Source organism: Serratia sp. HNCC26DJ206, assembly GCF_057180605.1.
In genome coordinates this window covers 116,047-140,038 of the sequence record NZ_JBXUGP010000012.1, presented here as the reverse complement: position 1 = coordinate 140,038, position 23,992 = coordinate 116,047, and the positions used below count along the sequence as shown (strand labels likewise).

General features: G+C 55.1%; 21 protein-coding genes. 14 read left to right on the top strand and 7 right to left on the bottom strand.

All coding sequences use genetic code 11. The annotated features are described in order from the left end of the window. Positions 1-50: 50 nt before the first annotated feature. Positions 51-605 carry an ADP compounds hydrolase NudE gene (nudE, locus tag AC2A1E_RS10330; RefSeq protein WP_484383661.1) on the bottom strand — a complete coding sequence of 185 codons (555 nt, stop codon included), beginning with the start codon at positions 603-605 and terminating at the stop codon, positions 51-53. Between the two features lie 460 nt (positions 606-1,065). Here nudE and AC2A1E_RS10325 point away from each other — a divergent pair, with 460 nt between their 5' ends. From AC2A1E_RS10325 to AC2A1E_RS10295, 7 genes are all read left to right on the top strand, one after another. Then, positions 1,066-3,201, top strand: coding sequence for an intracellular growth attenuator family protein (locus AC2A1E_RS10325; protein ID WP_484383660.1), 2,136 nt, complete (start codon positions 1,066-1,068; stop codon positions 3,199-3,201). Between the two features lie 82 nt (positions 3,202-3,283). Further along, the gene (gene yrfG, locus AC2A1E_RS10320) at positions 3,284-3,964 is read left to right on the top strand and encodes a GMP/IMP nucleotidase (protein WP_484383659.1); all 681 of its coding nucleotides are present in this window, start codon (positions 3,284-3,286) and stop codon (positions 3,962-3,964) included. Beyond that, positions 3,961-4,368 (top strand): ribosome-associated heat shock protein Hsp15, encoded by a 408-nt coding sequence (hslR, locus tag AC2A1E_RS10315; RefSeq protein ID WP_484383658.1) that lies wholly within the window; start codon positions 3,961-3,963, stop codon positions 4,366-4,368. The genes yrfG and hslR overlap by 4 nt, the downstream gene beginning before the upstream one ends. 61 nt (positions 4,369-4,429) lie before the next feature. Continuing rightward, positions 4,430-5,308 carry an Hsp33 family molecular chaperone HslO gene (gene hslO / locus AC2A1E_RS10310; protein WP_484383657.1) on the top strand — a complete coding sequence of 293 codons (879 nt, stop codon included), beginning with the start codon at positions 4,430-4,432 and terminating at the stop codon, positions 5,306-5,308. Positions 5,309-5,505: 197 nt separating this feature from the next. Continuing rightward, the gene (gene pckA / locus AC2A1E_RS10305) at positions 5,506-7,125 is read left to right on the top strand and encodes a phosphoenolpyruvate carboxykinase (ATP) (RefSeq protein ID WP_484383656.1); all 1,620 of its coding nucleotides are present in this window, start codon (positions 5,506-5,508) and stop codon (positions 7,123-7,125) included. A 157-nt stretch (positions 7,126-7,282) separates the two neighbouring features. Continuing rightward, positions 7,283-7,546, top strand: a complete 264-nt coding sequence (locus AC2A1E_RS10300) for a FitA-like ribbon-helix-helix domain-containing protein (protein ID WP_484383655.1) — start codon at positions 7,283-7,285, stop codon at positions 7,544-7,546. Further along, the gene (locus AC2A1E_RS10295; protein WP_484383654.1) at positions 7,543-8,022 is read left to right on the top strand and encodes a PIN domain-containing protein; all 480 of its coding nucleotides are present in this window, start codon (positions 7,543-7,545) and stop codon (positions 8,020-8,022) included. The genes AC2A1E_RS10300 and AC2A1E_RS10295 overlap by 4 nt, the downstream gene beginning before the upstream one ends. Before the next feature lie 24 nt (positions 8,023-8,046). On the opposite strand, the gene envZ is transcribed toward AC2A1E_RS10295, so the two are convergent. Together envZ and ompR are read right to left on the bottom strand one after the other, a co-directional pair. Further along, positions 8,047-9,417, bottom strand: coding sequence for a two-component system sensor histidine kinase EnvZ (gene envZ / locus AC2A1E_RS10290; protein WP_484383653.1), 1,371 nt, complete (start codon positions 9,415-9,417; stop codon positions 8,047-8,049). Next, a complete protein-coding gene (gene ompR / locus AC2A1E_RS10285) occupies positions 9,414-10,133 on the bottom strand; it encodes an osmolarity response regulator transcription factor OmpR (protein WP_037402839.1) in 720 nt (239 codons plus the stop codon). Before ompR ends, envZ begins: the two co-directional genes overlap by 4 nt. A 367-nt stretch (positions 10,134-10,500) precedes the next feature. Here ompR and greB point away from each other — a divergent pair, with 367 nt between their 5' ends. The 5 genes from greB to AC2A1E_RS10260 all read left to right on the top strand — a co-directional run bounded on the left by greB (position 10,501) and on the right by AC2A1E_RS10260 (position 16,538). Then, the gene (gene greB, locus AC2A1E_RS10280; protein WP_459400418.1) at positions 10,501-10,977 is read left to right on the top strand and encodes a transcription elongation factor GreB; all 477 of its coding nucleotides are present in this window, start codon (positions 10,501-10,503) and stop codon (positions 10,975-10,977) included. A 93-nt stretch (positions 10,978-11,070) separates the two neighbouring features. After that, a complete protein-coding gene (locus AC2A1E_RS10275) occupies positions 11,071-13,410 on the top strand; it encodes a Tex family protein (RefSeq protein WP_484383652.1) in 2,340 nt (779 codons plus the stop codon). A 276-nt stretch (positions 13,411-13,686) separates the two neighbouring features. Beyond that, the gene (gene feoA, locus AC2A1E_RS10270) at positions 13,687-13,908 is read left to right on the top strand and encodes a ferrous iron transporter A (RefSeq protein WP_459400420.1); all 222 of its coding nucleotides are present in this window, start codon (positions 13,687-13,689) and stop codon (positions 13,906-13,908) included. An 81-nt stretch (positions 13,909-13,989) separates the two neighbouring features. Beyond that, positions 13,990-16,305 (top strand): Fe(2+) transporter permease subunit FeoB, encoded by a 2,316-nt coding sequence (gene feoB / locus AC2A1E_RS10265; RefSeq protein WP_484383651.1) that lies wholly within the window; start codon positions 13,990-13,992, stop codon positions 16,303-16,305. Beyond that, the gene (locus AC2A1E_RS10260) at positions 16,305-16,538 is read left to right on the top strand and encodes a FeoC-like transcriptional regulator (protein WP_459400422.1); all 234 of its coding nucleotides are present in this window, start codon (positions 16,305-16,307) and stop codon (positions 16,536-16,538) included. The genes feoB and AC2A1E_RS10260 overlap by 1 nt, the downstream gene beginning before the upstream one ends. A gap of 44 nt (positions 16,539-16,582) precedes the next feature. Here AC2A1E_RS10260 and AC2A1E_RS10255 read toward each other — a convergent pair whose 3' ends face one another. Then, positions 16,583-16,867, bottom strand: a complete 285-nt coding sequence (locus AC2A1E_RS10255; RefSeq protein WP_484383650.1) for a YdgH/BhsA/McbA-like domain containing protein — start codon at positions 16,865-16,867, stop codon at positions 16,583-16,585. Positions 16,868-17,113: 246 nt separating this feature from the next. After that, on the bottom strand, positions 17,114-17,884 hold the full coding sequence (gene bioH, locus AC2A1E_RS10250; RefSeq protein ID WP_484383649.1) for a pimeloyl-ACP methyl ester esterase BioH: 771 nt from the start codon (positions 17,882-17,884) through the stop codon (positions 17,114-17,116). 42 nt (positions 17,885-17,926) lie between these two features. On the opposite strand from bioH, the gene gntX reads away from it, so the two are divergent. Further along, positions 17,927-18,610, top strand: a complete 684-nt coding sequence (gene gntX / locus AC2A1E_RS10245; protein ID WP_484383648.1) for a DNA utilization protein GntX — start codon at positions 17,927-17,929, stop codon at positions 18,608-18,610. Between the two features lie 58 nt (positions 18,611-18,668). Next, entirely contained in the window at positions 18,669-19,244 is a 576-nt protein-coding gene (gene nfuA / locus AC2A1E_RS10240) for a Fe-S biogenesis protein NfuA (RefSeq protein WP_473189504.1), read from the top strand. Between the two features lie 39 nt (positions 19,245-19,283). On the opposite strand, the gene malQ is transcribed toward nfuA, so the two are convergent. Further along, a complete protein-coding gene (gene malQ / locus AC2A1E_RS10235; RefSeq protein ID WP_484383647.1) occupies positions 19,284-21,365 on the bottom strand; it encodes a 4-alpha-glucanotransferase in 2,082 nt (693 codons plus the stop codon). 9 nt (positions 21,366-21,374) lie between these two features. Beyond that, positions 21,375-23,780, bottom strand: a complete 2,406-nt coding sequence (malP, locus tag AC2A1E_RS10230; RefSeq protein WP_484383646.1) for a maltodextrin phosphorylase — start codon at positions 23,778-23,780, stop codon at positions 21,375-21,377. Positions 23,781-23,992 lie beyond the last annotated feature (212 nt).

Sequence of the window (23,992 nt, the reverse complement as noted above, 5' to 3'; positions counted from 1 at the left end):
ACGGCCAGAGTAATCTGGCCGTTTTTTTAACTGAACGTTATCTGGCAATGTTAACGCGAGTTACGCAGGAAGGCTTCGGCCAGGAACAGCGCACTGACGTTACGGGCCTCACGGAAATCCGGTTCCTCCAATAACGCCATCATGTTGGCAATTGGCCAGCGCACCTGTGGCAACGGTTCCGGCTCATCGCCTTCCAAGCTTTGCGGGTAGAGATCGTGCGCCAGCACGATATTCATCTGGCTGGAAAAATAAGAGGGAGCCATCGTCAGTTTACTCAGGAAATCAAAGCGCCTTGCACCAAAGCCCACCTCCTCCATCAATTCACGGTTGGCCGCTTCCAGCACCCCTTCACCAAGATCGATCAGGCCTTTTGGAAACCCCAGCTCATAAGATTCGGTGCCCACCGCGTATTCGTGGATCAGCAGCAGATCGTCCCCCACCACCGGTACAATCATCACCGCTTCACGCTCGGAAGGCCGCATACGCTCGTACACCCGCCGTACACCATTACTGAACTCCAGATCGACCGATTCCACGTTGAATAAACGCGAACGCGCGACCGTTTCTACTTTCAGAATTTTAGGTTTTTGCAGGTGTTTATGCATGATTGCCTCAAATGGGCTGTCCGCTCAGAAAGCAGGCAACCAGGATAATGATGGGCGTGCTGCACCAAACAGGGGCGCACAAACTCGATCTTGATCACATTGTGCGTTAATGAGAACCTCTGTCGCAACGAACTTAAGCGTTAATTTACTTTTTTTTAACAAGCGTAGCCAGTACGAAGCCATTTTCACAAAAAACTCACTAAAAACTGAATAATAAAATAGGATAAAGCCGATATCGGGTCTGTGGCGTGGTTGCTATCATCATATGAGCCCTTGGTTAGTTATGCGGAGCATCTCTGTGGCATATCCATTTATTCGTGGGTGATTCAGTATCCAAGTTGCCGCCTACCAGCAGCTTCAAACAGGAAGGGTATATCCCTTGGAAGCTAACTCCGTATAATAATAGGCAGCAAATTATGAGTGAGGTTGGCGGGTTTTATGAGTTCACGATGAGGGCAGCATGAGCACAATAGTGTTAATATTGGTCTTGGTGCTAGCTTGCCTGATCGCTGCTGGCCTCTATTTCTGGTTTAAATTCCGCAAACAGCCCGTATTGGCAGGTTCTCTGCCGTTCATTAAACCAACACACCGCAAACTGACTGCGGATGAACGTGCGGCAGTTGAGTATTACCTCAATCAGCAGAGCAGGCTAGGTAACAAACTTTTGCCCTCCTCCCCGGCGCTGCCTTCCGTCAGGCTGGCACTCATACCACAGAGCGACAAGGTTTACCCTATCACCCATGCCATTACCCGCTATGGCCTGGCCAGCGATGAACCCAATAATTTGCGCTATTATCTCGATTCCGAAGAAATACATCTGCCGCCATTCTGGGAACAATACATCAGCGCCGATAATCATGTTGAAGTGATCAGAACCCAGACGCTGCCGCTGGTTATCTCACTCAATGGCCATTCGCTGCTCGATCATCTTCACGAGCGCCCACAACCGCCCGTAGTAACTACTGCGATGCCAGTAAGGAATGCCTCCATCCGCCAGGAAGAGAGTGAACATATTGAACTGGTCAATATCCGTAAGGAAACCCCCCAGGAGCATGCGCTGAATCGCCCGAACGGTATCAAGGAAGCGGCCACCATTTCCGCCGCCCTGTTGCTGCTGTTCTTCAGCCTGATCAGCCCGGTGATGATCATCCCCTGGATGATCTTTGTTGCAGTGCTGATGATCATCTGGGGCTGCTGGAATCTGCTGCGCCACCCGACCGAAAGCGAACTGAAGGAAGTCCACTGCCTACGCGGCACGCCAAAGCGCTGGGGGCTGTTCGACGAAACCGATCAGGGGCAACTCAGTAATATCTCGCTGGGGGTGATCGATTTGACTTACCCACCACATTGGCAGCCTTACCTCACGTCCGATCTGGGTAAAGTCACCAATGTGGATATCTACCTCAACCGGCAAGTGGTGCGCCAAGGGCGTTATCTCTCCCTGCATGATGAAGTGAAAAATTTCCCTTTGCAGCCATGGGGAAAGCACGCCGTGCTGGCCGCCAGTGCCTTGGTAACGATGCTGTTGCTGCTGACCTACGTACCGCTCAGCCTGCCGGTCAAACTGAGCAGCGCGTGGCTACAGGGCGCACAGAGAAGCGACGTCACCAGCGTACAGGCGCTGGAAGCCACCCCATTACGCATTGGTGATACCCTGAAAATTCAGGGCTACGGCATGTGCTATGTGCCATCAGGCAACGTGAGTGCTGCGCAGCCCGGCTTTATGCCTTTCGATTGCTCAGGGATCTACTGGAACAATGCCGCCCCGTTACCGCAACCGGAATCGGAGGTGATCGACAAAGCCTCCGCCCTGCTGGCCACGATTAACCGGCAGTTGCACCCCAGCGGAGCTGACCAGAAACTGAACCCGCAATTGGCCAGCGCCATTGAGAAATCCGGTATGATCCTGTTGGATGATTTTTCGGATATCGTGTTGAAAACCCATGATCTCTGCGACATGGAAAACGACTGTGTCCGGCTGAAAAACGCCCTGGTCAATCTGGGGAACGCCAAAAACTGGGCCAGCCTGGTGAAACGCGCCAAATCAGGCGCTCTTCAGGGCGTTAACGTCCTGCTGCGGCCAGTCAGTGCAGAATCGCTGGAGAGCCTGAGCAACGCAGCGACCTCGTCGTTTGTCACTAATGAAACCCGCCAGGCCGCTGCCGCACTCAACAGCCCACCGCCGGGTGGCTTTCTGATCACCAGCGATGAAGGCAAACAACTGGTCGATCATCCGCTGCCCACTCAACCACTGAATGAATACAATGCGCTCGACCAGTGGAGCGAGCTGCAACGTCTCTCCAGCCTGTTACTGCATACGCCGTTCCGCGCTCAGGGGGTCATTACCAGCATCTCTGTTGATGCCAATGGTACCCGCCATATCGCCTTACACAGCGAACCCGATATGATCACCCTGTGGCGTTACCTTGGCACCAGCCTGTTACTGCTGGCGCTGGTAGCCAGCCTTGGCTATAACACCTGGCAACTGGTACAGCGCTGGCGCAAGAACCAACATCGTCTTGCTGATATCCAACGCTACTATGAAAGCTGCTTCAATCCTCAGCTCAATCCGGTTTCCATACGCCCGGTGGTTTAGTCATTACGCGTGCACAACCCAAACTCGGCTTATGCTACGCTAACACTATGGGCCACCACCGGCCTGCCTATGGAGTTTTTTCATGGTTCCCGAGTTCGACTGGCACGATATTGATACCGTGCTGCTGGATATGGACGGCACTCTGCTCGATCTGGAGTTCGACAGCCATTTCTGGCTGACGCTGGTTCCACAAGCGCTGAGTGAGCAGCGGGCCATCCCGTTCGATGACGCCCGTAAAATCATTTATGCCGAATATCTCGCCGTACAGCACACCATGAATTGGTATTGCTTTGATTACTGGAGCCATCGGCTGGGGTTGGATATCTATCGCATGACCAGCGAAGTGGGCAGCCGCGCGCGGTTGCGTGAAGATACCGAGCCGTTTCTACAGGCTTTGCGCCATGCAGGCCACAGGACCATTTTGCTGACCAATGCCCATCCACACAGCCTGGCGGTAAAAATTGAGCACACCGGGTTGGATCAGCACCTTGATTTATTGCTTTCCACCCACACATTTGGTTATCCAAAAGAAGATCAGCGTCTGTGGCAGGCGGTGCAGCAGCAAACCGGTTTTGATCCACAGCACACGCTGTTTGTTGATGACAGTGAGCCTATTCTGGATGCTGCCCGAGCCTTTGGTATCCGCCACTGCCTGGGGGTGCAAAACCCGGACTCCAGCACGGCGAGTAAAACTTTCCAGCGCTATCCGTCAATGAGCGACTATCGCCAGTTGATACCGGCGCTGCAACAGGGGAAGCCATGAAAGCCAAAGCAACGCAGAATGATGATGCCGTCCGTCTGGACAAATGGCTGTGGGCGGCACGTTTTTATAAAACCCGTGCGCTGGCGCGCGAAATGATCGACGGCGGTAAGGTGCATTACAACGGGCAGCGCGGCAAGCCGAGCAAAATCGTTGAGATTAATGCCGAGATCAAACTGCGCCAAGGCAATGAAGAACGTACCGTGGTGGTACTGGCCGTCACCGGCCAGCGGCGAGGGGCCAGCGAGGCCCAGCAGATCTATCAGGAAACCAAGGCCAGCATCGCCAACCGCGAAAAAGTGGCGCTGGCCCGCAAGATGAACTCACTGACCATGCCGCACCCGGATCGCCGTCCAGACAAAAAAGAGCGGCGTGATTTGATTAAATTCAAGAGCCAGCCCCAGTAGGGCTGCACAATAAGATAGCCTGGCGAGCCGGAATCATCCCTCGCCTCAATGAGAGAAAACTATGTCCAACCATGACCAATTACACCGTTACCTGTTCGAAAACTACGCGGTGCGCGGTGAGCTGGTTACCGTCAATGAAACCTATCAGCAGATTCTGACCAATCATGACTACCCGGCACCGGTACAACAACTGCTCGGTGAACTGCTGGTTGCCACCAGTCTGCTGACTGCCACGCTGAAATTCGACGGTGACATCACCGTGCAGCTACAGGGTGACGGCCCGCTCAAGCTGGCCGTTATCAACGGTAACAACCGCCAGGAAATGCGCGGTGTAGCCCGTGTAGAAGGCCCGATCGTTGAAGGCAATACACTGCATCAGATGCTCGGCAACGGTATCATGGTGATCACCATCAGCCCGACCGAAGGCGAGCGCTATCAGGGCGTTGTCGGGTTGGAAGGTGAAACCCTGGCAGCATGCCTGGAAGGTTATTTCCGTCAGTCGGAGCAGTTGCCAACCCGCTTGTTTATCCGTACCGGCGAATCGGCAGGTAAGCCCGTAGCGAGCGGCATGCTGCTGCAAGTGCTACCGGCACAGGACGGCAATGCCGATGACTTCGATCACCTGGTGCAACTGACCGCCACCATCAAGAATGAAGAGCTGTTCAACCTGCCAGCCAACGAGGTGCTCTATCGCCTGTATCATCAGGAAGAAGTGACGCTCTACGAACCGCAGGATGTGACCTTCCGCTGCACCTGTTCGCGCCAGCGCTGTGCCGATGCGCTGATCACACTACCGGCAGAGGAAGTGACCAACATGCTGGAGCAAGACGGTAACATCGACATGCATTGCGACTATTGCGGCAATCATTACCTGTTCGATGCCGTGGACATCGCCGCACTTTACAGTGGTAATACCGACAGCAACCCACAGCTACACTAAGTTGCACCACACTCTGGCGAGCGCGTTCTGGCGCTCGCCAAGCCTCACCGTTTGCACGCTTGCTTTTTTCCGTGTGCTATATCTCATAACGTAGCTAAAAAACGTTTTAAACGTTAAATATTTGATAGCTATCGCGGTTACTCCCTGCTGAATCCCTACAATTGTTGCCAGAAATTCTGTGATCAAGGAGCAGTGACATGCGTGTTAAAGGTATAACCCACCAGGATCTTGCCGCTTATGGTATTCATAACGTTGGTGAAATCGTTCACAATCCGAGTTATGAATTACTGTTTAAGGAAGAGACCGACCCTTCATTGGAAGGGTTTGAGCGTGGCGTCGTAACCAGCTTGGGAGCCGTTGCCGTTGATACTGGCATCTTCACTGGCCGTTCTCCAAAAGATAAATACATCGTCCGCGACGATATCACCCGGGACACCGTCTGGTGGGCCGATCAGGGTAAAGGCAAGAACGATAACAAACCTCTCAGCCCCGAAGTCTGGGCAGATCTGAAACAGCTGGTCACCGAGCAACTCTCTGGCAAACGCCTGTTTGTGGTTGATACCTTCTGTGGTGCCAACGCAGACTCCCGTCTGAAAGTTCGCTTCATCACCGAAGTGGCCTGGCAGGCACACTTTGTGAAAAACATGTTCATCCGCCCAAGCGAAGAAGAGTTGCAGGATTTCGAGCCTGACTTCGTGGTGATGAACGGGGCCAAATGCACCAACCCGAACTGGCAGCAACAGGGGCTGAACTCGGAAAACTTCGTGGCGTTCAACCTGACCGAACGCATGCAGTTGATCGGCGGTACCTGGTACGGCGGCGAAATGAAGAAAGGGATGTTCTCGATGATGAACTACCTGCTGCCGCTGAAAGGTATTGCCTCTATGCACTGCTCGGCCAACGTGGGTGAGAAAGGCGATGTAGCGGTGTTCTTTGGTCTGTCTGGCACCGGTAAAACCACGCTCTCGACCGATCCGAAACGCCAGTTGATCGGCGATGACGAACACGGCTGGGACGACGACGGGGTGTTCAACTTCGAAGGTGGCTGCTACGCCAAAACCATCAAGCTTTCCGAAGAGGCTGAGCCGGATATCTATCACGCCATCAAGCGCGATGCGCTGCTGGAAAACGTCACCGTACTGGCCGATGGCACCGTGGATTTCAACGACGGTTCGAAAACCGAGAACACCCGCGTTTCCTATCCGATCTACCATATCCAAAACATCGTTAAACCGGTTTCAAAAGCAGGCCATGCCACCAAGGTGATCTTCCTGACCGCCGATGCCTTTGGCGTACTGCCGCCGGTATCACGCCTGACGGCCAACCAGACCCAGTACCACTTCCTGTCTGGTTTCACCGCGAAACTGGCCGGTACCGAGCGCGGTGTTACCGAGCCGACGCCGACCTTCTCAGCCTGCTTTGGTGCCGCCTTCCTGTCATTGCACCCAACCCAATACGCCGAAGTCTTGGTTAAGCGCATGCAGGCGGCCGGTGCGCAGGCTTATCTGGTGAATACCGGTTGGAACGGCACGGGTAAACGTATCTCGATCAAAGATACCCGCGGCATTATCGACGCCATCCTCAACGGTGAAATCGATAAAGCAGAAACCATCACGCTGCCGATCTTCGATCTGGCGATGCCAACCGCCTTACCGGGCGTTGATCCGGCGATCCTCGACCCACGCGCCACCTACGCCAAGGTCGAGCAGTGGGAAGAAAAAGCGCACGATCTGGCGAATCGCTTTATCACCAACTTCGATAAATATACCGATACACCGGCTGGCGCAGCGCTGGTCAGTGTAGGGCCGAAGCTGTAATACCCTCTTGTAGGGGGCGTTGTCTCAGTGTTTTAGCCCCCTACACTTTCTACCTTAAGGCGCGATTTCGCGCCTTTTTTCATTTCAGTAGCTTGTTTTTTAATCAACCCGATAGGATAATCATGCAATGCAATCATTGCTAGCAAAGGGGGGATCAATGGCTACCATAACCGTCAGGAATCTGGATGATGAAGTAAAAGAATTGCTGCGTATCTCAGCGGCTAAAAATGGCCATTCCATGGAGGAGGAAGTTCGCATGATTTTGAAGCAGGCACTGGTGAAAAAGCCGCCGCGTTATGGGTTGGGAACGCGCCTGCATCAGCATTTTGCTGAATTCGGCGGTGTTGAACTGGATATCCCACCACGTGACGCAACACCGCCACGCATTATTAATTTTGACGATGATGATGACCAAGCATGATCATTCTCGATACTAATGTAGTTTCAGAGTTACTGCGCCCAGCCCCTCATTACACCGTTTTGAAGTGGCTGGATGAACAGGATACTTATCAATTTTATCTAAGTGCAATCGTGGTTGCAGAACTCTATACCGGCATCACCTGTATGCCCGCAGGGAAAAGGCAGCTTGAACTGCAAAATCGTTTAGATCTGATGCTACAGGAAGAGTTTCCTGAAAGGATTTTACCTTTTGATGCTGACTGCGCCATACAGCATGCAGAATTAATGGGGGCCAATCGCCGTCGCGGTACAATTATCAGCATGGCAGACAATCAAATTGCCGCGACTTGCCTGCATTATGGTGCCGTATTGGCAACACGTAACACCAAGGATTTCATTCATAGTGGTGTTACCCTAATCGACCCGTGGCAGGCCACCACCAGCCTGCGCTTGCATGAAGAGGCAGCGGAATACTACGTGATGAGCAGAAAGCCCTGACCGAGCCACAGCCCGGTCAGGAAGCTATGCGGTGTCTTTTACCGTTTGATGGCCGTTGGCCGATTCTCTTTTCTCCATCGGCAACGGAATATAGGCTCGGATGCGCAGCCCACCGCGTTCACTGGTGCCGATATCCAACACCCCAGCATGAGCATCAATAATACGTTGCACAATCGCCAACCCCAGCCCAGTACCGCTGGTGCTGCGCGCACTATCGCCGCGCACAAAGGGTTGGAACAGGTGTTTGAGCTCTTCCGGCTTGATCCCTGGGCCGTCGTCTTCCACTTGGAACCAGCCGCGTTGCAACTCACGCCCGCTACTGACCTTGATCCAGCCGTTGCCATAGCGGGCCGCATTCACCACCATATTGGCCGCTGCGCGCTTGATTGATAACGGATGCACATTCATCATCAATTCGCCCGGTAGGATGTCCGTTTCAATCACCCGCTCATAGCCACTTTCTGCCGCCACCACTTCGCCCAGAATAGTGTTCAGATCGCTAATCTCGGTCTGCATTTCCTGGCCGGTGCGCAGGTAATCAATAAACTGCTCGATGATGGCGTTACACTCTTCGATATCTTTATTGATCGACTCCGCCAGATAGCCATCTTCGGTGCTCATCATCTCGGTCGCCAGCCGGATACGCGTCAACGGCGTGCGCAGATCGTGACTCACCCCAGCCATCAGCAGCGTACGATCGTCGGCAAGTTGCTTCACACCGGCCGCCATCTGGTTAAAGGCACGGGTCACGGAACGCACCTCAGAGGCACCATATTCGCGCAGCGGCGGCGGAATAATCCCCTTCCCCACCTGCAAGGCCGCGTGTTCAAGCTCAACCAGGGGGCGGTTCTGGATACGGATAAACAGCCAGGCACCGCCGATCGCCAGCAGCATGATCGCCAAGGTATAACGGAACAGCGGTGAGAAATCACCCTGATGGATTTCGGTCAGCGGAACGCGCACCCAGATGTCCGGTTGCAGCCAGGTTTTGAGCCAAACCACCGGTGAGTTTTTGTTCACCTCAACGCGGACGTCAGTCGGCCCACCCAGTTGCTGCGCCATCTGCTGGCTGAGGAATTGATAGTGCTGCGCCCAGCGCAAGCCACTTTCCTCCGCCGCAGCATTGGTATACAGGGAAATGCCCAGTTCACGGTAGATTTCACGGCGGAACGCCGGTGGCACTTCAAGCAGCGTGCCATCCTCCAGTTGCAGCCGGTCGGTCATCAGCATACGGACTTCATACGCCAGAACCTTGTTGAACTGCTGTAGGCTGGGCAAGATGGCGAAGTTGAGCACCACCAGATAGGTCGTCACCAGGCTGACGAACAGCAAGGTGACAATCAACAGCAAAGTTCTGGCAAACGAGCTACGCGGTGAAAAGCGCAATCGCTTCATGCCTTAGTGCCGTCCGGCACGAAGACGTAACCCAGGCCCCAAACGGTCTGAATATAACGAGGATGGGCCGGATCTTCCTCAACCATGCGGCGCAGGCGAGAAATTTGCACGTCGATGGAGCGCTCCATCGCGCTGTATTCGCGGCCACGAGCCAGATTCATCAACTTATCGCGTGATAACGGCTCACGCGGATGGCTGACCAACGCTTTCAACACCGCAAACTCACCGCTGGTGAGCGGCATAGGCTCGTCTTCGCGGAACATTTCGCGCGTGCCCAGGTTCAGTTTGAATTTACCGAAGGCGATCACCGCTTCTTCTTGCGAAGGCGCACCAGGCAGTTCATTGGCCTGACGGCGCAGCACCGCACGAATACGGGCCAGCAGTTCACGCGGGTTGAACGGTTTAGGAATGTAGTCATCGGCACCGATTTCAAGCCCGACAATGCGATCCACTTCTTCACCCTTGGCGGTCACCATAATGATCGGCATCGGGTTGCTTTGGCTGCGCAGACGGCGGCAGATAGAAAGCCCGTCTTCACCCGGCAGCATCAGGTCTAACACCATCAGATGGAAAGATTCACGCGTCAGCAAACGATCCATTTGCTCAGCGTTGGCCACGCTACGAACCTGAAAGCCCTGCTCCGTTAAATAACGTTCTAAAAGCGCACGCAGGCGCATGTCATCATCGACAACCAGAATCTTATGATTTTCTTGCATTGTATTACTCCCAAAGGCTGTATTGCCTGATTCTAGGCTGTGGCTGGCACAGATGTATAAGCACTGCTGGCGACGGTTTGGCAACAGCCTTGTATTGTTAAAAAACCCCGTCATTACTGACAGCATTTAATGGTATACATTCTAGCCGAAATTGTTACAAAGCTTATTCTTTTGCTCAGATATCAACTGTTTTCACTTAAGTATCGGGCCAGGGCCCCCGCTTACTTGTGATTGTTTACACAGACAGCCGAACATCCCAAACTGGCGGTTTTGGCAGTGTACCGCAGAGATACCGATAAAAAACTCACCCAATGACCCGTTTATGCGAGAATCCCCAGATTAACGGCTGACTGCAAGGTGGATAACGATGAAAACATTGCTGATTACCCGTGAAGGGTACGACAAGCTGAAGCAAGAACTGGACTTTCTTTGGCGTGAAGAGCGCCCGGAAGTGACCAAGAAAGTCACCTGGGCCGCCAGCCTGGGCGACAGAAGTGAAAACGCCGATTACCAGTACAACAAAAAGCGGCTGCGTGAAATCGATCGCCGCGTGCGCTACCTCACCAAATGCCTTGAGCAGTTGAAAATCGTCGACTATTCGCCGCAGCAGGAAGGCCGGGTGTTTTTTGGTGCCTGGGTGGAGATCGAAAACGATGAGGGTGAGATCAAACGCTTTCGTATCGTCGGTTACGATGAGATTTTCGGCCGTAAAGACTACATCTCCATCGACTCACCGATGGCCCGCGCGCTGCTGAAAAAGGAAGTGGGCGATAGCGCCACGGTGCAAACGCCTGCCGGTGAAGCGTTTTGGTCGGTCAATGAGATCACCTATGTGAAAGAGTGAAGGGGCATGTCAGCCCACTGCGCTGGCATTTTATCCCTGCAAACCGTATAACTATCCCCCTATTGATTATCGTGCTGAACAGATACCCGACTTATGAATGACCCACTGAGCCGCATTATTGCAACAGAATTGCAGGCCCGGCCGGAGCAAGTTGACTCCGCCATCCGTCTGCTGGATGAAGGTAATACCGTGCCGTTTATCGCACGCTATCGTAAGGAAGTCACCGGAGGCCTGGACGACACCCAACTGCGCCAGTTGGAAACCCGCTTGGGTTACCTGCGTGAACTGGAAGATCGCCGCCAGACCATCCTCAAATCCATCGACGAGCAAGGTAAGCTGACCGAACAGTTGGCTGGGGCAATTAATGCCACCCTGAGCAAAACCGAACTCGAAGACCTCTACCTGCCGTATAAACCCAAGCGCCGCACCCGTGGTCAGATCGCTATTGAAGCCGGTCTGGAGCCGCTGGCCGACTTGCTGTGGCAAGATCCACAGCAGCAGCCAGAACAGGCGGCCGAACGTTATGTCGATGCCGACAAGGGCGTTGCCGATGTCAAAGCGGCGCTGGACGGTGCGCGCTATATCCTGATGGAACGCTTCGCCGAAGATGCCACGCTGCTGGCCAAAGTGCGCGATTACCTGTGGAAAAATGCCCATCTGGTGTCCAAGGTGGTGGAAGGCAAAGAAGAGGAAGGCGCGAAATTCCGCGACTACTTCGATCACCACGAACCGATTGCCCAAGTGCCTTCTCACCGTGCGCTGGCGATGTTCCGCGGCCGCAATGAAGGGGTACTGCAACTGGCGCTGAATGCCGATCCGCAGTTTGAAGAAGCGCCGCGCGAAAGCCAGGGCGAGTTGATCATCATCAACCACCTGAACCTGCGCCTGAACAATGCGCCGGCCGATGTCTGGCGCAAAGCGGTGGTTAACTGGACCTGGCGCATCAAGGTGCTGCTGCATCTGGAAACCGAACTGATGGGCACCCTGCGTGAGCGTGCGGAAGACGAAGCGATCAACGTTTTCGCCCGCAATATGCACGATCTGCTGATGGCCGCCCCGGCCGGTATGCGTGCCACCATGGGCCTGGACCCTGGCCTGCGTACCGGCGTCAAAGTGGCGGTGGTTGATGCCACCGGCAAACTGGTGGTGACCGATACCGTTTATCCGCACACCGGTCAGGCCGCTAAAGCGGCTGCGGTGGTTGCAGCACTGTGCATCAAGCACCAGGTGGAACTGGTAGCGATCGGCAACGGTACCGCCTCCCGTGAAACCGAGCGTTTCTTTGCTGAGCTACAGCAGCAGTTCCCGAATGTGCAGGCACAGAAAGTGATCGTCAGCGAGGCCGGTGCTTCGGTCTATTCCGCCTCCGAACTGGCGGCGCTGGAATTCCCGAACCTTGATGTTTCGCTGCGCGGTGCAGTTTCCATTGCCCGCCGCTTGCAGGATCCGCTGGCCGAACTGGTGAAGATCGACCCTAAATCCATCGGCGTCGGCCAATACCAGCATGACGTCAGCCAAAGCCAGTTGGCGAAGAAGCTGGATTCAGTGGTGGAAGACTGCGTAAACGCCGTGGGTGTGGATCTGAATACCGCGTCCGTGCCTTTATTGACCCGAGTAGCTGGTTTGACGCGTATGATGGCACAGAACATCGTCACCTGGCGTGATGAAAACGGCCGTTTCAGCAACCGCGATCAACTGCTGAAAGTCAGCCGCCTGGGGCCAAAAGCCTTTGAACAGTGTGCGGGCTTCTTGCGTATCAACCACGGTGATAACCCGCTGGATGCCTCAACCGTTCACCCGGAAACCTACCCGGTGGTGGAGCGCATTCTGGCCGCGACCCAGCAGGCGTTGCAGGATCTGATGGGCAACTCGAACGCCATCCGCAACCTGAAAGCCAGCGATTTCACCGATGAGAAATTCGGTGTGCCAACGGTGACCGACATCCTGAAAGAGCTGGAAAAACCGGGCCGCGATCCGCGCCCAGAATTCAAAACCGCCACCTTTGCAGAAGGCGTGGAAACGCTGAACGATCTGCAAGTCGGGATGATTCTGGAAGGCTCGGTCACCAACGTCACCAACTTCGGTGCGTTTGTGGATATCGGCGTACATCAGGATGGCCTGGTGCATATCTCCTCGCTGGCAGATAAGTTTGTGCAGGATCCGCACACCGTGGTGAAAGCCGGTGATATCGTCAAAGTGAAGGTGATGGAGGTCGATCTGCAACGCAAGCGTATCGCACTCAGCATGCGCTTGGATGAGCAACCGGGCGAAGGTTCATCGCGCCGTGGCAGCGGTAGCAACAACAGCGCTCCAGCACGCGACAACGCCTCACGCGCGCCTGCCAATAAAGCAGCAAAACCACGCACCACCACCCCGGCAAACAACAGTGCCATGGGTGACGCGCTGGCTGCGGCGTTTGGCAAGAAACGTTAAGCCTAACGGCAGAGGGAGGGGTTCACCCCGCCCTCTGCCAGATAAGATTTCCACTTATTTTTGATGCACCGCAAGAAAGTAGTACAATTAGCAGTCAACAACCCTGTTTCTTGTATTGATTACGATAATCGTTCTCACTATTATTATGTTGCGTGTTTATTGGGCCACTCCATGGCTCAGCTGTTTCGGCTCCATTTACCCCTCTCGGGTAGCCAGGGCAAAACTGTTCTGAAAGCAACGTTCCAACGGGAACGTTTTGATCACCAAGAAGGTAATATGCATCTTCTTCCTAAACAGACTTATAAAATTGCCGGTTTCTCCAGTGAAATCAGCCCCGCTTACCGACAGAAACTGCTGTCGCTCGGGATGCTGCCCGGTTCATTATTTGAAGTAGTACGCGTTGCACCACTCGGCGATCCAATAGAAATAAAAACCCGCCGCGTCAGCTTGGTGCTGCGGAAAAAAGATTTGGACCTGATCCTGCTCGACGGCCAGTAACCACACGCCGCCCCCCGCCTCAGGCTTTTGCCGTGCTTCTGCGCATGGCCGGTACTTAATTTACTGATATCACGTTGGATTATGAAAAAAATCACCATTGGCTTGATAGGTAATCCGAATTCAGGGAAAACCACCTTGTTCAACCAGCTTACCGGTGCGCGTCAGCGGGTCGGTAACTGGGCCGGAGTCACGGTTGAACGCAAAGAGGGCCAGTTTTCCACAGCGCAATCGCAGGTTACTCTGGTCGATTTGCCCGGCACCTACTCGCTCACCACCATCTCCGAACAGACCTCGCTTGACGAACAGATCGCCTGCCATTACATCCTGAGCGGCGACGCTGACTTGTTGATCAACGTGGTAGATGCGTCAAACCTGGAACGTAACCTTTACCTGACGCTGCAACTGCTGGAGCTGGGCATTCCCTGCATCGTGGCGCTGAATATGCTGGATATCGCCAGAAGCCAGCGCATCGAGATTGATCTTGCGGCTTTGTCTGAACGCCTGGGTTGCCCGGTCGTACCGCTGATTTCTACCAAAGCCGACGGGATTGGCATGCTGAAACAGATGATCGACGGTCATCGGTTCAATCAGCTCAAAGCCTTGGTAAATTACCCGCCGTTGCTGCTAGACCAAGTCAACGCCTTGACCGATGCCATGCCGCAGAATCTGCCCACCGAACAGCGCCGCTGGCTGGCGTTGCAAATGCTGGAAGGGGATATTTATAGCCACCAGTTGGCCGGTAATGCTATCGCTCTGCTGCCGCAGGCCAGGCAGGCGCTGCAACAACAGCAGCAGGAAGATCCGGCGCTGGTGATTGCCGATGCCCGTTACCAGTCGATCGCAACCCTTTGCGATGCCGTCAGTAACGCGCAGCAAGCTCTGCCGAACCGCCTGACTGAAATGCTGGATAAAGTGATCCTCAACCGCTGGCTCGGCGTGCCGATTTTTCTGCTGGTGATGTACCTGATGTTCCTGCTGGCGATCAATATTGGCGGTGCGTTGCAACCGATCTTCGATCTCGGTTCGGCGGCCATCTTTATTCAGGGGATCCAATGGGTGGGTTATACTCTGCATTTCCCAGAATGGCTGACCATTTTCCTGGCACAGGGTGTCGGTGGCGGTATCAATACCGTGCTGCCACTGGTACCGCAGATCGGCATGATGTACCTGTTCCTGTCCTTTTTGGAAGACTCCGGCTACATGGCGCGCGCCGCCTTTGTGATGGATCGCCTGATGCAGGCGCTCGGCTTGCCGGGGAAATCCTTCGTACCGCTGATCGTCGGTTTCGGCTGCAACGTGCCGTCGATCATGGGTGCACGCACGCTGGATGCCCAACGTGAACGCCTGATCACCATCATGATGGCTCCTTTTATGTCCTGCGGTGCGCGGTTGGCGATCTTTGCCGTATTCGCTGCGGCATTTTTCGGCCAAGACGGCGCTGGCGTGGTGTTCTCGCTGTATATGCTGGGTATCGTGGTCGCTATTCTTACCGGCCTGGTGCTGAAATACACCATCATGCGCGGTGAAGCATCACCGTTCGTCATGGAGTTGCCGGTTTATCACGTCCCCCACCTGAAAAGCCTGCTGTTGCAGACCTGGCAACGCCTGAAAGGTTTTGTGCTGCGCGCCGGGAAAGTCATTGTGATTGCCAGTATCCTGATCGGTGGCCTGAACAGCTTCTCGTTCAGCGGCAAGCCGGTAGACAGCATCAATGATTCAGCGTTGGCCTCGGTTTCCAAAGTGCTCACACCGCTGCTGCAACCGATGGGCGTACACAGCGATAACTGGCAGGCGACCGTCGGCCTGGTTACCGGAGCAATGGCCAAAGAAGTGGTGGTGGGAACGCTCAACACGCTGTACACCGCCGAACACATCACCAATCAACCGTTCGACGCCGCCAATTTCAACCTGCTGGATGAATTGTCTGCCGCTCTGGAGGAAACCTGGCAAGGTCTGAAAGGCACATTCAGCCTCAGCGTACTTGCCAACCCGATCGAAGCCAGCAAGGGCGATGGCGAAATGGGCGCAGGCTCAATGGGGGTCATGAGCAGCAAATTCGGCACCTCAATTTCTGCTTACAGCTATCTGATCTTCGTGCTGCTGTATGTGCCGTGCGTTTCGGTGATGGGTGCGATTGCCCGCGAATCGAGTCGGGGCTGGATGACTTTCTCCATTCTGTGGGGGCTGAATGTGGCCTACTCGCTGGCTACCCTGTTCTACCAGATAGCGACCTTTAGCCAGCATCCGCAATACAGCCTGGTGGCGATCCTGTCGGTGCTGGCCTTCAATGCTTTGCTGCTGCTGGCATTACGTAAAGCCCGTAGCCGCGTGACCATCCGTCTGCGCAACGCAACGCCTGCCGCCTGTTGCCAAAACCCGCAAGGTGATTGCCACTGATGGCCAGCCTGCTGCAAATCCGTGATGCGCTCGCCCTGCGGGGCAGCGCTCAGGCTCAACAGTTGAGCCACCAGTTGGCAACGCCGTTGCCGCTGGTTGAAGCCATGCTGGAGCGTTTAACCGACATGGGTAAAGTGGAGCGTATTGAGCAGGACAACAGTGAATGCCTGAGCGGCAGCTGCAAACGCTGCCCAGAAAGATGCAGTACGGTAGTTTATCGCTTGAAAAACTAGAGATAAAAAACAGGGGCGCACGCTATGCGCCCCTCGTTAGCAAATTATTTCTTATCTTTATACACTTCAGCGGCCGCACTGAACTTGCCATGCTCGCGGGCAGCCACAACCACGTAGTACTTCCCACCTTTCTCGTCAGCCAGTTTGGACAATTCCTCTTTCAAGTCCATGGGATCGGTGGCTTGGGCAGTTGACGTTATCATGCCAATTTTCTCGTACTTGCCTGGCGCCTTATCCAAATCTTCCTGAGTGAGTAATGTTGCCGCCATTGTGCTGAAAGACGCTAAACCCACAACCAATGCTACAACCGTCATCTTCAATGATTTCATGACCATACCTCTAAGCGGATAAATGAGTTGTTATGAAGGCCGTTAACAATAAATCAGGCATCGATACGCCACGGCGCTCAAGGGCGCGGTGAAAAATACATGCAGTTTTCTCACCGTTCGCCACATATCTAGCCCTTCATATATCGAATCAGCCTGCTTTTTTATCCGCCAATTAGTCGACCTTGTAGCGCTCTTTTGTGCCTTTTTGGGCCGCAATCAGGGTGATATCAGCGCGAAGCCGCACGCCTACCGGGTTGCAGCAAATTGATTAATAATGCTAGTGAATTCTTCAGGGTGAGAGACAAAAGGCGCATGGGCCGCCTTGGGGATCACCACCGAAGACGACTGCGGCCACCACTCATCTAACAGCGTCGCGACCTTGCGCGGTACCAAACCATCCAGGTAACCATAAATGCGCAGCACCGGCATCGCTGGCTTGGCCAACTGCTGCCGCTGATCCACGGTGCGCAGCATATCAAGCCCGCTATTGAGCACCGCGACACCCGGCATCGGTTGATTGAGCACCACGGTTTTTAACAGGCGCGCATCCTGGCGGGCGCTTTCGGTCCCCAGGGTTTGCAGCGCCAGAAAGCGCTCTACGGTACGGTTGAAATCCTCGCTAAGCTGCTGCTTGAAACCGCTCAGCACTTCTGGCCGGATCCCTGGCCAATCCTCCTGCGCGGCAAAACAGGGCGAAGAAGCCACGGTAATCAGCCCTGCTACCCGCTCAGGCTGCGTCAGGGCAATCTGCCCGGCCACCAGCCCACCCAATGACCAGCCCAACCAATACGCGCGCGCAGGGGCGGCCGCCAGCAGGATGTCCGCCATCTGTTGCAGCGATAACGCACCATAACCCTGGCTGCGGCCATAGCCCGGCAGATCGACCAGGTGCACGCGAAAATGCGGCGTCAATCGATCCAACGTGCAACTCCATACTTCGGCGTTCAATCCCCATCCGTGCAGCAGCACAAGATCGCGATCGCCTTCGCCCATTGTTTGCCAGTACAGCGCTGTCATCAGTTATTGTCCTTCTGAACTCGTTCCGTCACGGAGGACGGTATGCTATCAATCTACAGCCGCTGTTGGCTATGCCGGCAACCATTAAGGCTAATGCAGCAGGGCATTTGCAGCTATTGCCTGCGCGAACTGCCCACCAAACCCATCAGTTGCCCACGCTGTGGTTTACCTAGCGGCGATCCGCACCGGCCTTGTGGCCGCTGCCTGCAACAACCACCGCCCTGGCAGGCACTGGTTTTTGCCACCGACTATTGCCTGCCAATCAGTAGGTTAATCAAGCGCTTCAAATTCCAGCGCACGCCAGAACTGGCCCCGACGCTGGCTCGGCTGATCCTGCTGCACTGGCTCCGAGCTCACCGAGAGCAACATCTGAACAAACCGGACATCATTTTAGCGGTACCCTTACAGGATAAACGCTGCTGGCGTAGGGGTTACAATCAGAGCGATCTGCTGGCCCGGCCATTGGCGCACTGGTTGGAGTGTGAATATCGGCCCGCCGCGCTGCGCCGGATCAGAGCTACCTCGCCACAGCAGCAACTAATCGCCCGCGCGCGGCGGCGCAATTTACGCGGCGCATTCCGTTGTGATGAAAACCTGGCAGGGAAGCATGTGGCGCTGCTGGATGACGTAGTCACCACCGGTAGCACGGTGGCAGAAATCGCTAAATTATTGCAGAAACAGGGCGTCGCATCCTTGCAGATCTGGTGCGTCTGCCGCACATTGTAGTACCACCGCAATGGGCGTATTATATCCTACTATAGCAGTCAACTATTGAGTCAATGCCATGATCCGTATAACAGATGCAGCACAGGAACATTTTGCCAAACTGTTGGCAAACCAAGAAGAAGGCACCCAAATCCGCGTATTCGTAATTAATCCGGGTACGCCAACGGCTGAATGCGGTGTTTCTTATTGCCCGCCAGATGCGGTAGAAGCAACAGACACCGAGCTGAAATTCGAAAAGCTGTCTGCCTACGTCGATGAATTGAGCACGCCGTATCTTGAAGACGCTGAAATCGACTTTGTCACCGATCAACTCGGTTCCCAGCTCACGCTGAAAGCGCCAAACGCCAAAATGCGCAAAGTCGACGACAATGCACCGTTGATGGAACGTGTGGAATACGTGCTGCAATCGCAGATCAACCCGCAGTTGGCAGGCCACGGCGGCCGCGTTACGCTGATGGAAATCACCGACGACGGGCTGGCTATCTTGCAGTTCGGCGGCGGATGCAACGGTTGTTCGATGGTTGACGTAACGCTGAAGGAAGGGATCGAGAAAGAGCTGTTGCAGAAGTTCCCAGAACTGAAAGGAGTACGCGACCTCACCGAGCATCAGCGTGGTGAACACTCCTATTATTGATGTGTCTAGGGCGCCAATACGGCGCCCTAACGTAATACATTATCCAGCCGACACCTTCTTGCGCCGTTTATCCAAATCCTTCAGTAAACGATTCACCTGCCGATCGGCAAACATCTCTTCCAGTGTATGGCTCAGCTTACGCCGCCAGTTTGGGTATTCATTGCTGGTGCCTGGGATATTGACCGGATCGGCCATATCCAGCCAATCCTCCGGTTGCAGACCCAGCAGCGCGCTGGCACTGTCCGCCACATAACGCTGCAAACCACGGTTCAACAATGGGCTCATCGCCAACAAAGAGGCTTTTTTGCCGACCTTCTGCGGCACACAGCCGTAGCGGTGCAGGCCATCCAGCAAGCCCTGCTTGGCACGTTCACGATCGGCAAACAGCGTTTTGAGCACCTCGGCATCCGGGTATAGCCCCAGCGTTTTCCCCAGCGTCAGATCACCGCTCTGCCAATAGCCACGCAGCGTGGGCAGATCGTGCGTGGTAATGGTAGCCATCGCCTGCACCGGATAAGACTGCGGCGCACGGAACTGGCTCTCGCTATCACGTTCGAAATACAGCACTTTGTAGGAGTAAACCCCGCTGTCACGCAGTTTGCCGACGATCTCCACCGGTACGGTACCGAGATCTTCACCAATCACCATGCAGCGATGGCGTTGGCTTTCCAGCGCCAACAGCGCCAGCAGATCGTCAACCGGGTATTTGACATAGGCCCCGTTATCGGCAGTTTCACCGTAAGGGATCCACCATAACCGTAACAACGCCATGACGTGGTCGATACGCAAAGCACCGCAGCTGGTCATATTGGCACGCAGCAAATCGATAAACGGCTGGTAGCCGCGCGCCACCATCACATGGGGATCCATCGGCGGCAGGCCCCAGTTTTGCCCCAGCGGGCCGAGGATATCCGGCGGAGCCCCGACAGACGCTCCCAGGCAATACAGCTCGCGTTCACACCAGGTTTCAGCGCCGCCTTCCGCCACGCCTACCGCCAGATCGCGATAGAGGCCGATTGGCATCTGCTGTTCTTGGCTTTGGCCGAAGCATTCGGCAAACTGGCTGGCAGCCAACCATTGCAGCCACAGATAGAAAGTCACGTCATCCGTATGCTGTTGGCAGAAAGCCTCTACTGCGGCCCCATTACCCTGCCGGTACTCTTCCGGCCAAGCCGGCCAACCCCACATACTGTTATCGTTGGCAGACAGATGCGCATGTAGCGCATCATAGGCCGCCTGTTGGTACAGGCTGCTGCCCCCTTCACTCACGAAACGTTCAAACGCCTGCTTCAACGCATCGCTGGCCTTGCGGGCCTGAAACTGCGGGAACGCCAGCTTCAGCGCCGCCAGCTTCAGTTGGGTGACCGCGCTGTAATCCACTTGGTCACTGCTGCGCGCTTTCGCCAGCAGCTTCTGTGTCGCCGCTTTCTGCCACCATTTCTGCGCGGCTGCGCTGTGCTGGAAATCCTCCACCGCGTTGACGTCGATATACACCACGTTCAGCCAGCGCCGTGAAGAAGGGCTGTAAGGGCTGGCACTTTCCGGATTGGCCGGATACAGCGCATGGATCGGGTTCAGCCCAACAAAGGCACCGCCGCGTTCCCCCACTTCGCTGACCATCACGCGCAGATCGCCGAAGTCACCGATGCCCCAGTTACGATCGGAACGCAACGTGTAGAGCTGCACGCAGGCACCCCACAGTTTTTTTCCGGTCAGCAGGGCTTGGGGTTCATAGCAGCGTTTCGGCGCGACAATCAACCGACACTGCCATTGTTGCTCGCCCTGCGTCAGTTGGAGCTGGTGATACCCCTGCGGCAGTTTCCCCGCCAGGGTCAAGGTTTTGCGCGCGCTGGCGCGGCCCCGTTGCTGGCTACCGTCCTCGCATTGCAGCACCCAGTGATACTCACCGCTGCCGCCCAGCGGCAAAGCCACCGGGCTGCCGTGATAGAACACTTTCACCAATGGTAACGGCGCAGCCTCCGAACGAAGCGACGCGTTACTCATGGCATCCAGCAGCTTACGCTTGGTTTCCGGCGAAATAGCCTGCTGTTTACCATGGGCATTGATGTAATCAGCCGCAATCCCTGCCTGGGAGGCCGCCTGATCGATACCTTTACTCATTCGTACTCCTTAACGCTTGGCTTGCCAGATGCGCTGCTGGTAGTCACGGATCGAACGATCGGAACTGAACATGCCCACGCGCGCGGTGTTAAGGATAGTGCGGCGCGTCCATTCGTCGCGGTCACGATACAGTTTGTCTACCTGCCGTTGAGCTTCACAATAGGAAGCAAAGTCTGCCAGCACCAGATACGGGTCGCCGCCTTCCAGCAGGCTGTGCAGCATCAGATCGAACGCGTGCTTGTCACCCTGGCTGAAGATGCCACTGGCCAATTCATCCAGAATCGTTTTCAGGTGTTTGTCTTTCTTACGATAACTCAGCGGATCGTAACCCTTCTTCAACAACGCCTTAACCTGCTCCACGGTATTGCCGAAAATGAAGATATTGTCTTCGCCCACCTGCTCGGCAATCTCAACGTTAGCACCGTCCAGCGTACCCACGGTCAAGGCACCGTTCAGCGCCAGCTTCATATTGCCGGTGCCGGAAGCTTCTTTACCGGCGGTGGAGATCTGCTCAGACACATCGGCCGCCGGGATCATCAGCTCCGCTACCGAAACGCGGTAGTCTGGAATAAACACCACTTTCAGACGATCCTTCACGATCGGATCGTTGTTGATCTTCTCCGCCGCCTGATTGATCGCATAAATGATGTTTTTCGCCAGGTAGTAACCTGGAGCCGCTTTGGCGCCGAACAGGAACACGCGCGGTACCATATCCATCTCTGGGTTATCGCGCAGTTGGCGATACAGCGACAGGATATGCAGCAAATTCAGGTGCTGACGTTTGTATTCATGCAGGCGTTTAATCTGTACGTCGAAGATCGCATCCGGGTTGAGCGTCAGACCCATCACGCTATGCACGTAATTGGCCAGAGCCACCTTGTTATCGCGTTTGATCTGCTGATACTGCTGGCGGAACGCCGCATCGTCGGCATACTTTTCCAGGCCTTTCAGCGCATCCAGATCGTTGGCCCACTCTACCTTCAGCGTTTCGTCGATCAGGCCGGACAACGCCGGGTTACACTGCTTCAGCCAGCGGCGCGGCGTAATACCGTTAGTGACGTTGTGGAATTTGTTCGGCCACAATTGGTAGTACTCTGGGAACAGATCCTTCACCACCAGATCCGAGTGCAGTTGCGCTACACCGTTAACCGCAAAACCGCTCACGACGCACAGATTCGCCATGCGCACCTGCTTGTTGTGGTGTACCGCCAGTTTGGCCCAAACGGCGTCATCGCCCGGCCAGTGTTGGTCCACCAGCTTTTTGAAGTTGGCGTTGATCTGTTTGATGATTGAGAAATGGCGTGGCAGCAGGCTGCGCACCAGTTTTTCGTCCCAGCACTCCAGGGCTTCCGGCATCAGCGTGTGGTTGGTATAGGCGAAGGTCTTGCTGGTGATCGCCCAGGCGGCATCCCAATCCATCTGATGTTCATCCAACAGGATGCGCAGCATTTCCGGAATAGCGATGGTCGGGTGAGTATCGTTCAGCTGGATCACTTCGTACTTTGGCAGGTCTGCAATCTTGCGGCCCGCCTGATGATGTTTGCGCAGGATATCCGCCACCGAACAGGCGCACTGGAAATACTGCTGCATCAGGCGCAGGCGTTTGCCAGCCTGATGATTATCATTCGGATAGAGCACTTTGGTGAGTTTAGCCGCTTCAACGCCCTGTTTTTCTGCCTGCAGGAATTTGCCATCGTTGAAATCGTTCAGATCGAACGGATGCGCGTGCGTTGCCTGCCACAGGCGCAGCGGTTGGGTCACCCCGTTACGGAACCCCAGTACCGGCAGATCCCAAGCTTCGCCACGCAGGGTAAACTCCGGGTGCCACAGTTCGCGGCCATCGGCCAGTTTTTCCACTTTACCGCCGATGCCAACATCCACCGCCAGTGCCGCATTATGGCGGAACCACGGATAGCTCTCGCGCTGCCAGTTGTCTGGCGCTTCCTGCTGGTGCCCCTCTTTGAACGACTGGCGGAACAGCCCGTACTGATAGTTCAGGCCATAGCCAGTGGCCGGTTGTTCCACCGTCGCCATTGAATCAAGGAAGCAGGCCGCCAAGCGCCCCAGCCCGCCGTTGCCCAGCGCCGGATCGGTTTCCTGCTCCAGCAAATCCGCCAGCTTGACGTCTTGCTCGGCCAGCACCGCTTCAACCGTGTCGTACCAGCCAAGGTTGATCAGGTTATTGGCCGTCAGGCGGCCAATCAGGAATTCCATCGAGATATAATTCACATGGCGCAGCGACTTGCTGCTTTTACGCGGTGCCGGCTGTGCCGCCAGTTGCTCGGCAAGCGCAGCACTGACAGCTTCCCACCATTGATGTTGGGTCATCTGCTGTGCGGAACTGAGGCCAAAACGCTGCCACTGACGAGTCAGCGCAGCCAGAAAAACGTCCTTTTTAAGCATAGACTGTGACATAGGGAAAACTCTCTAATCCGATAAATGGGCCAATTTTTTCGCTATCGTGCCGGGGAGAACGCACAACGGCATCATCCCGCCTGGGGATTAGCGAGGGAGGAGAGTTGGGGCGTAGTCGGAATTGTGATCTCGGGCACTTTTTATCCCCTCTGAAGGGGCTCAACATCCCCCATCAGGGCTATCGTTGCGCACAAAAACAACGGCAGGATGCT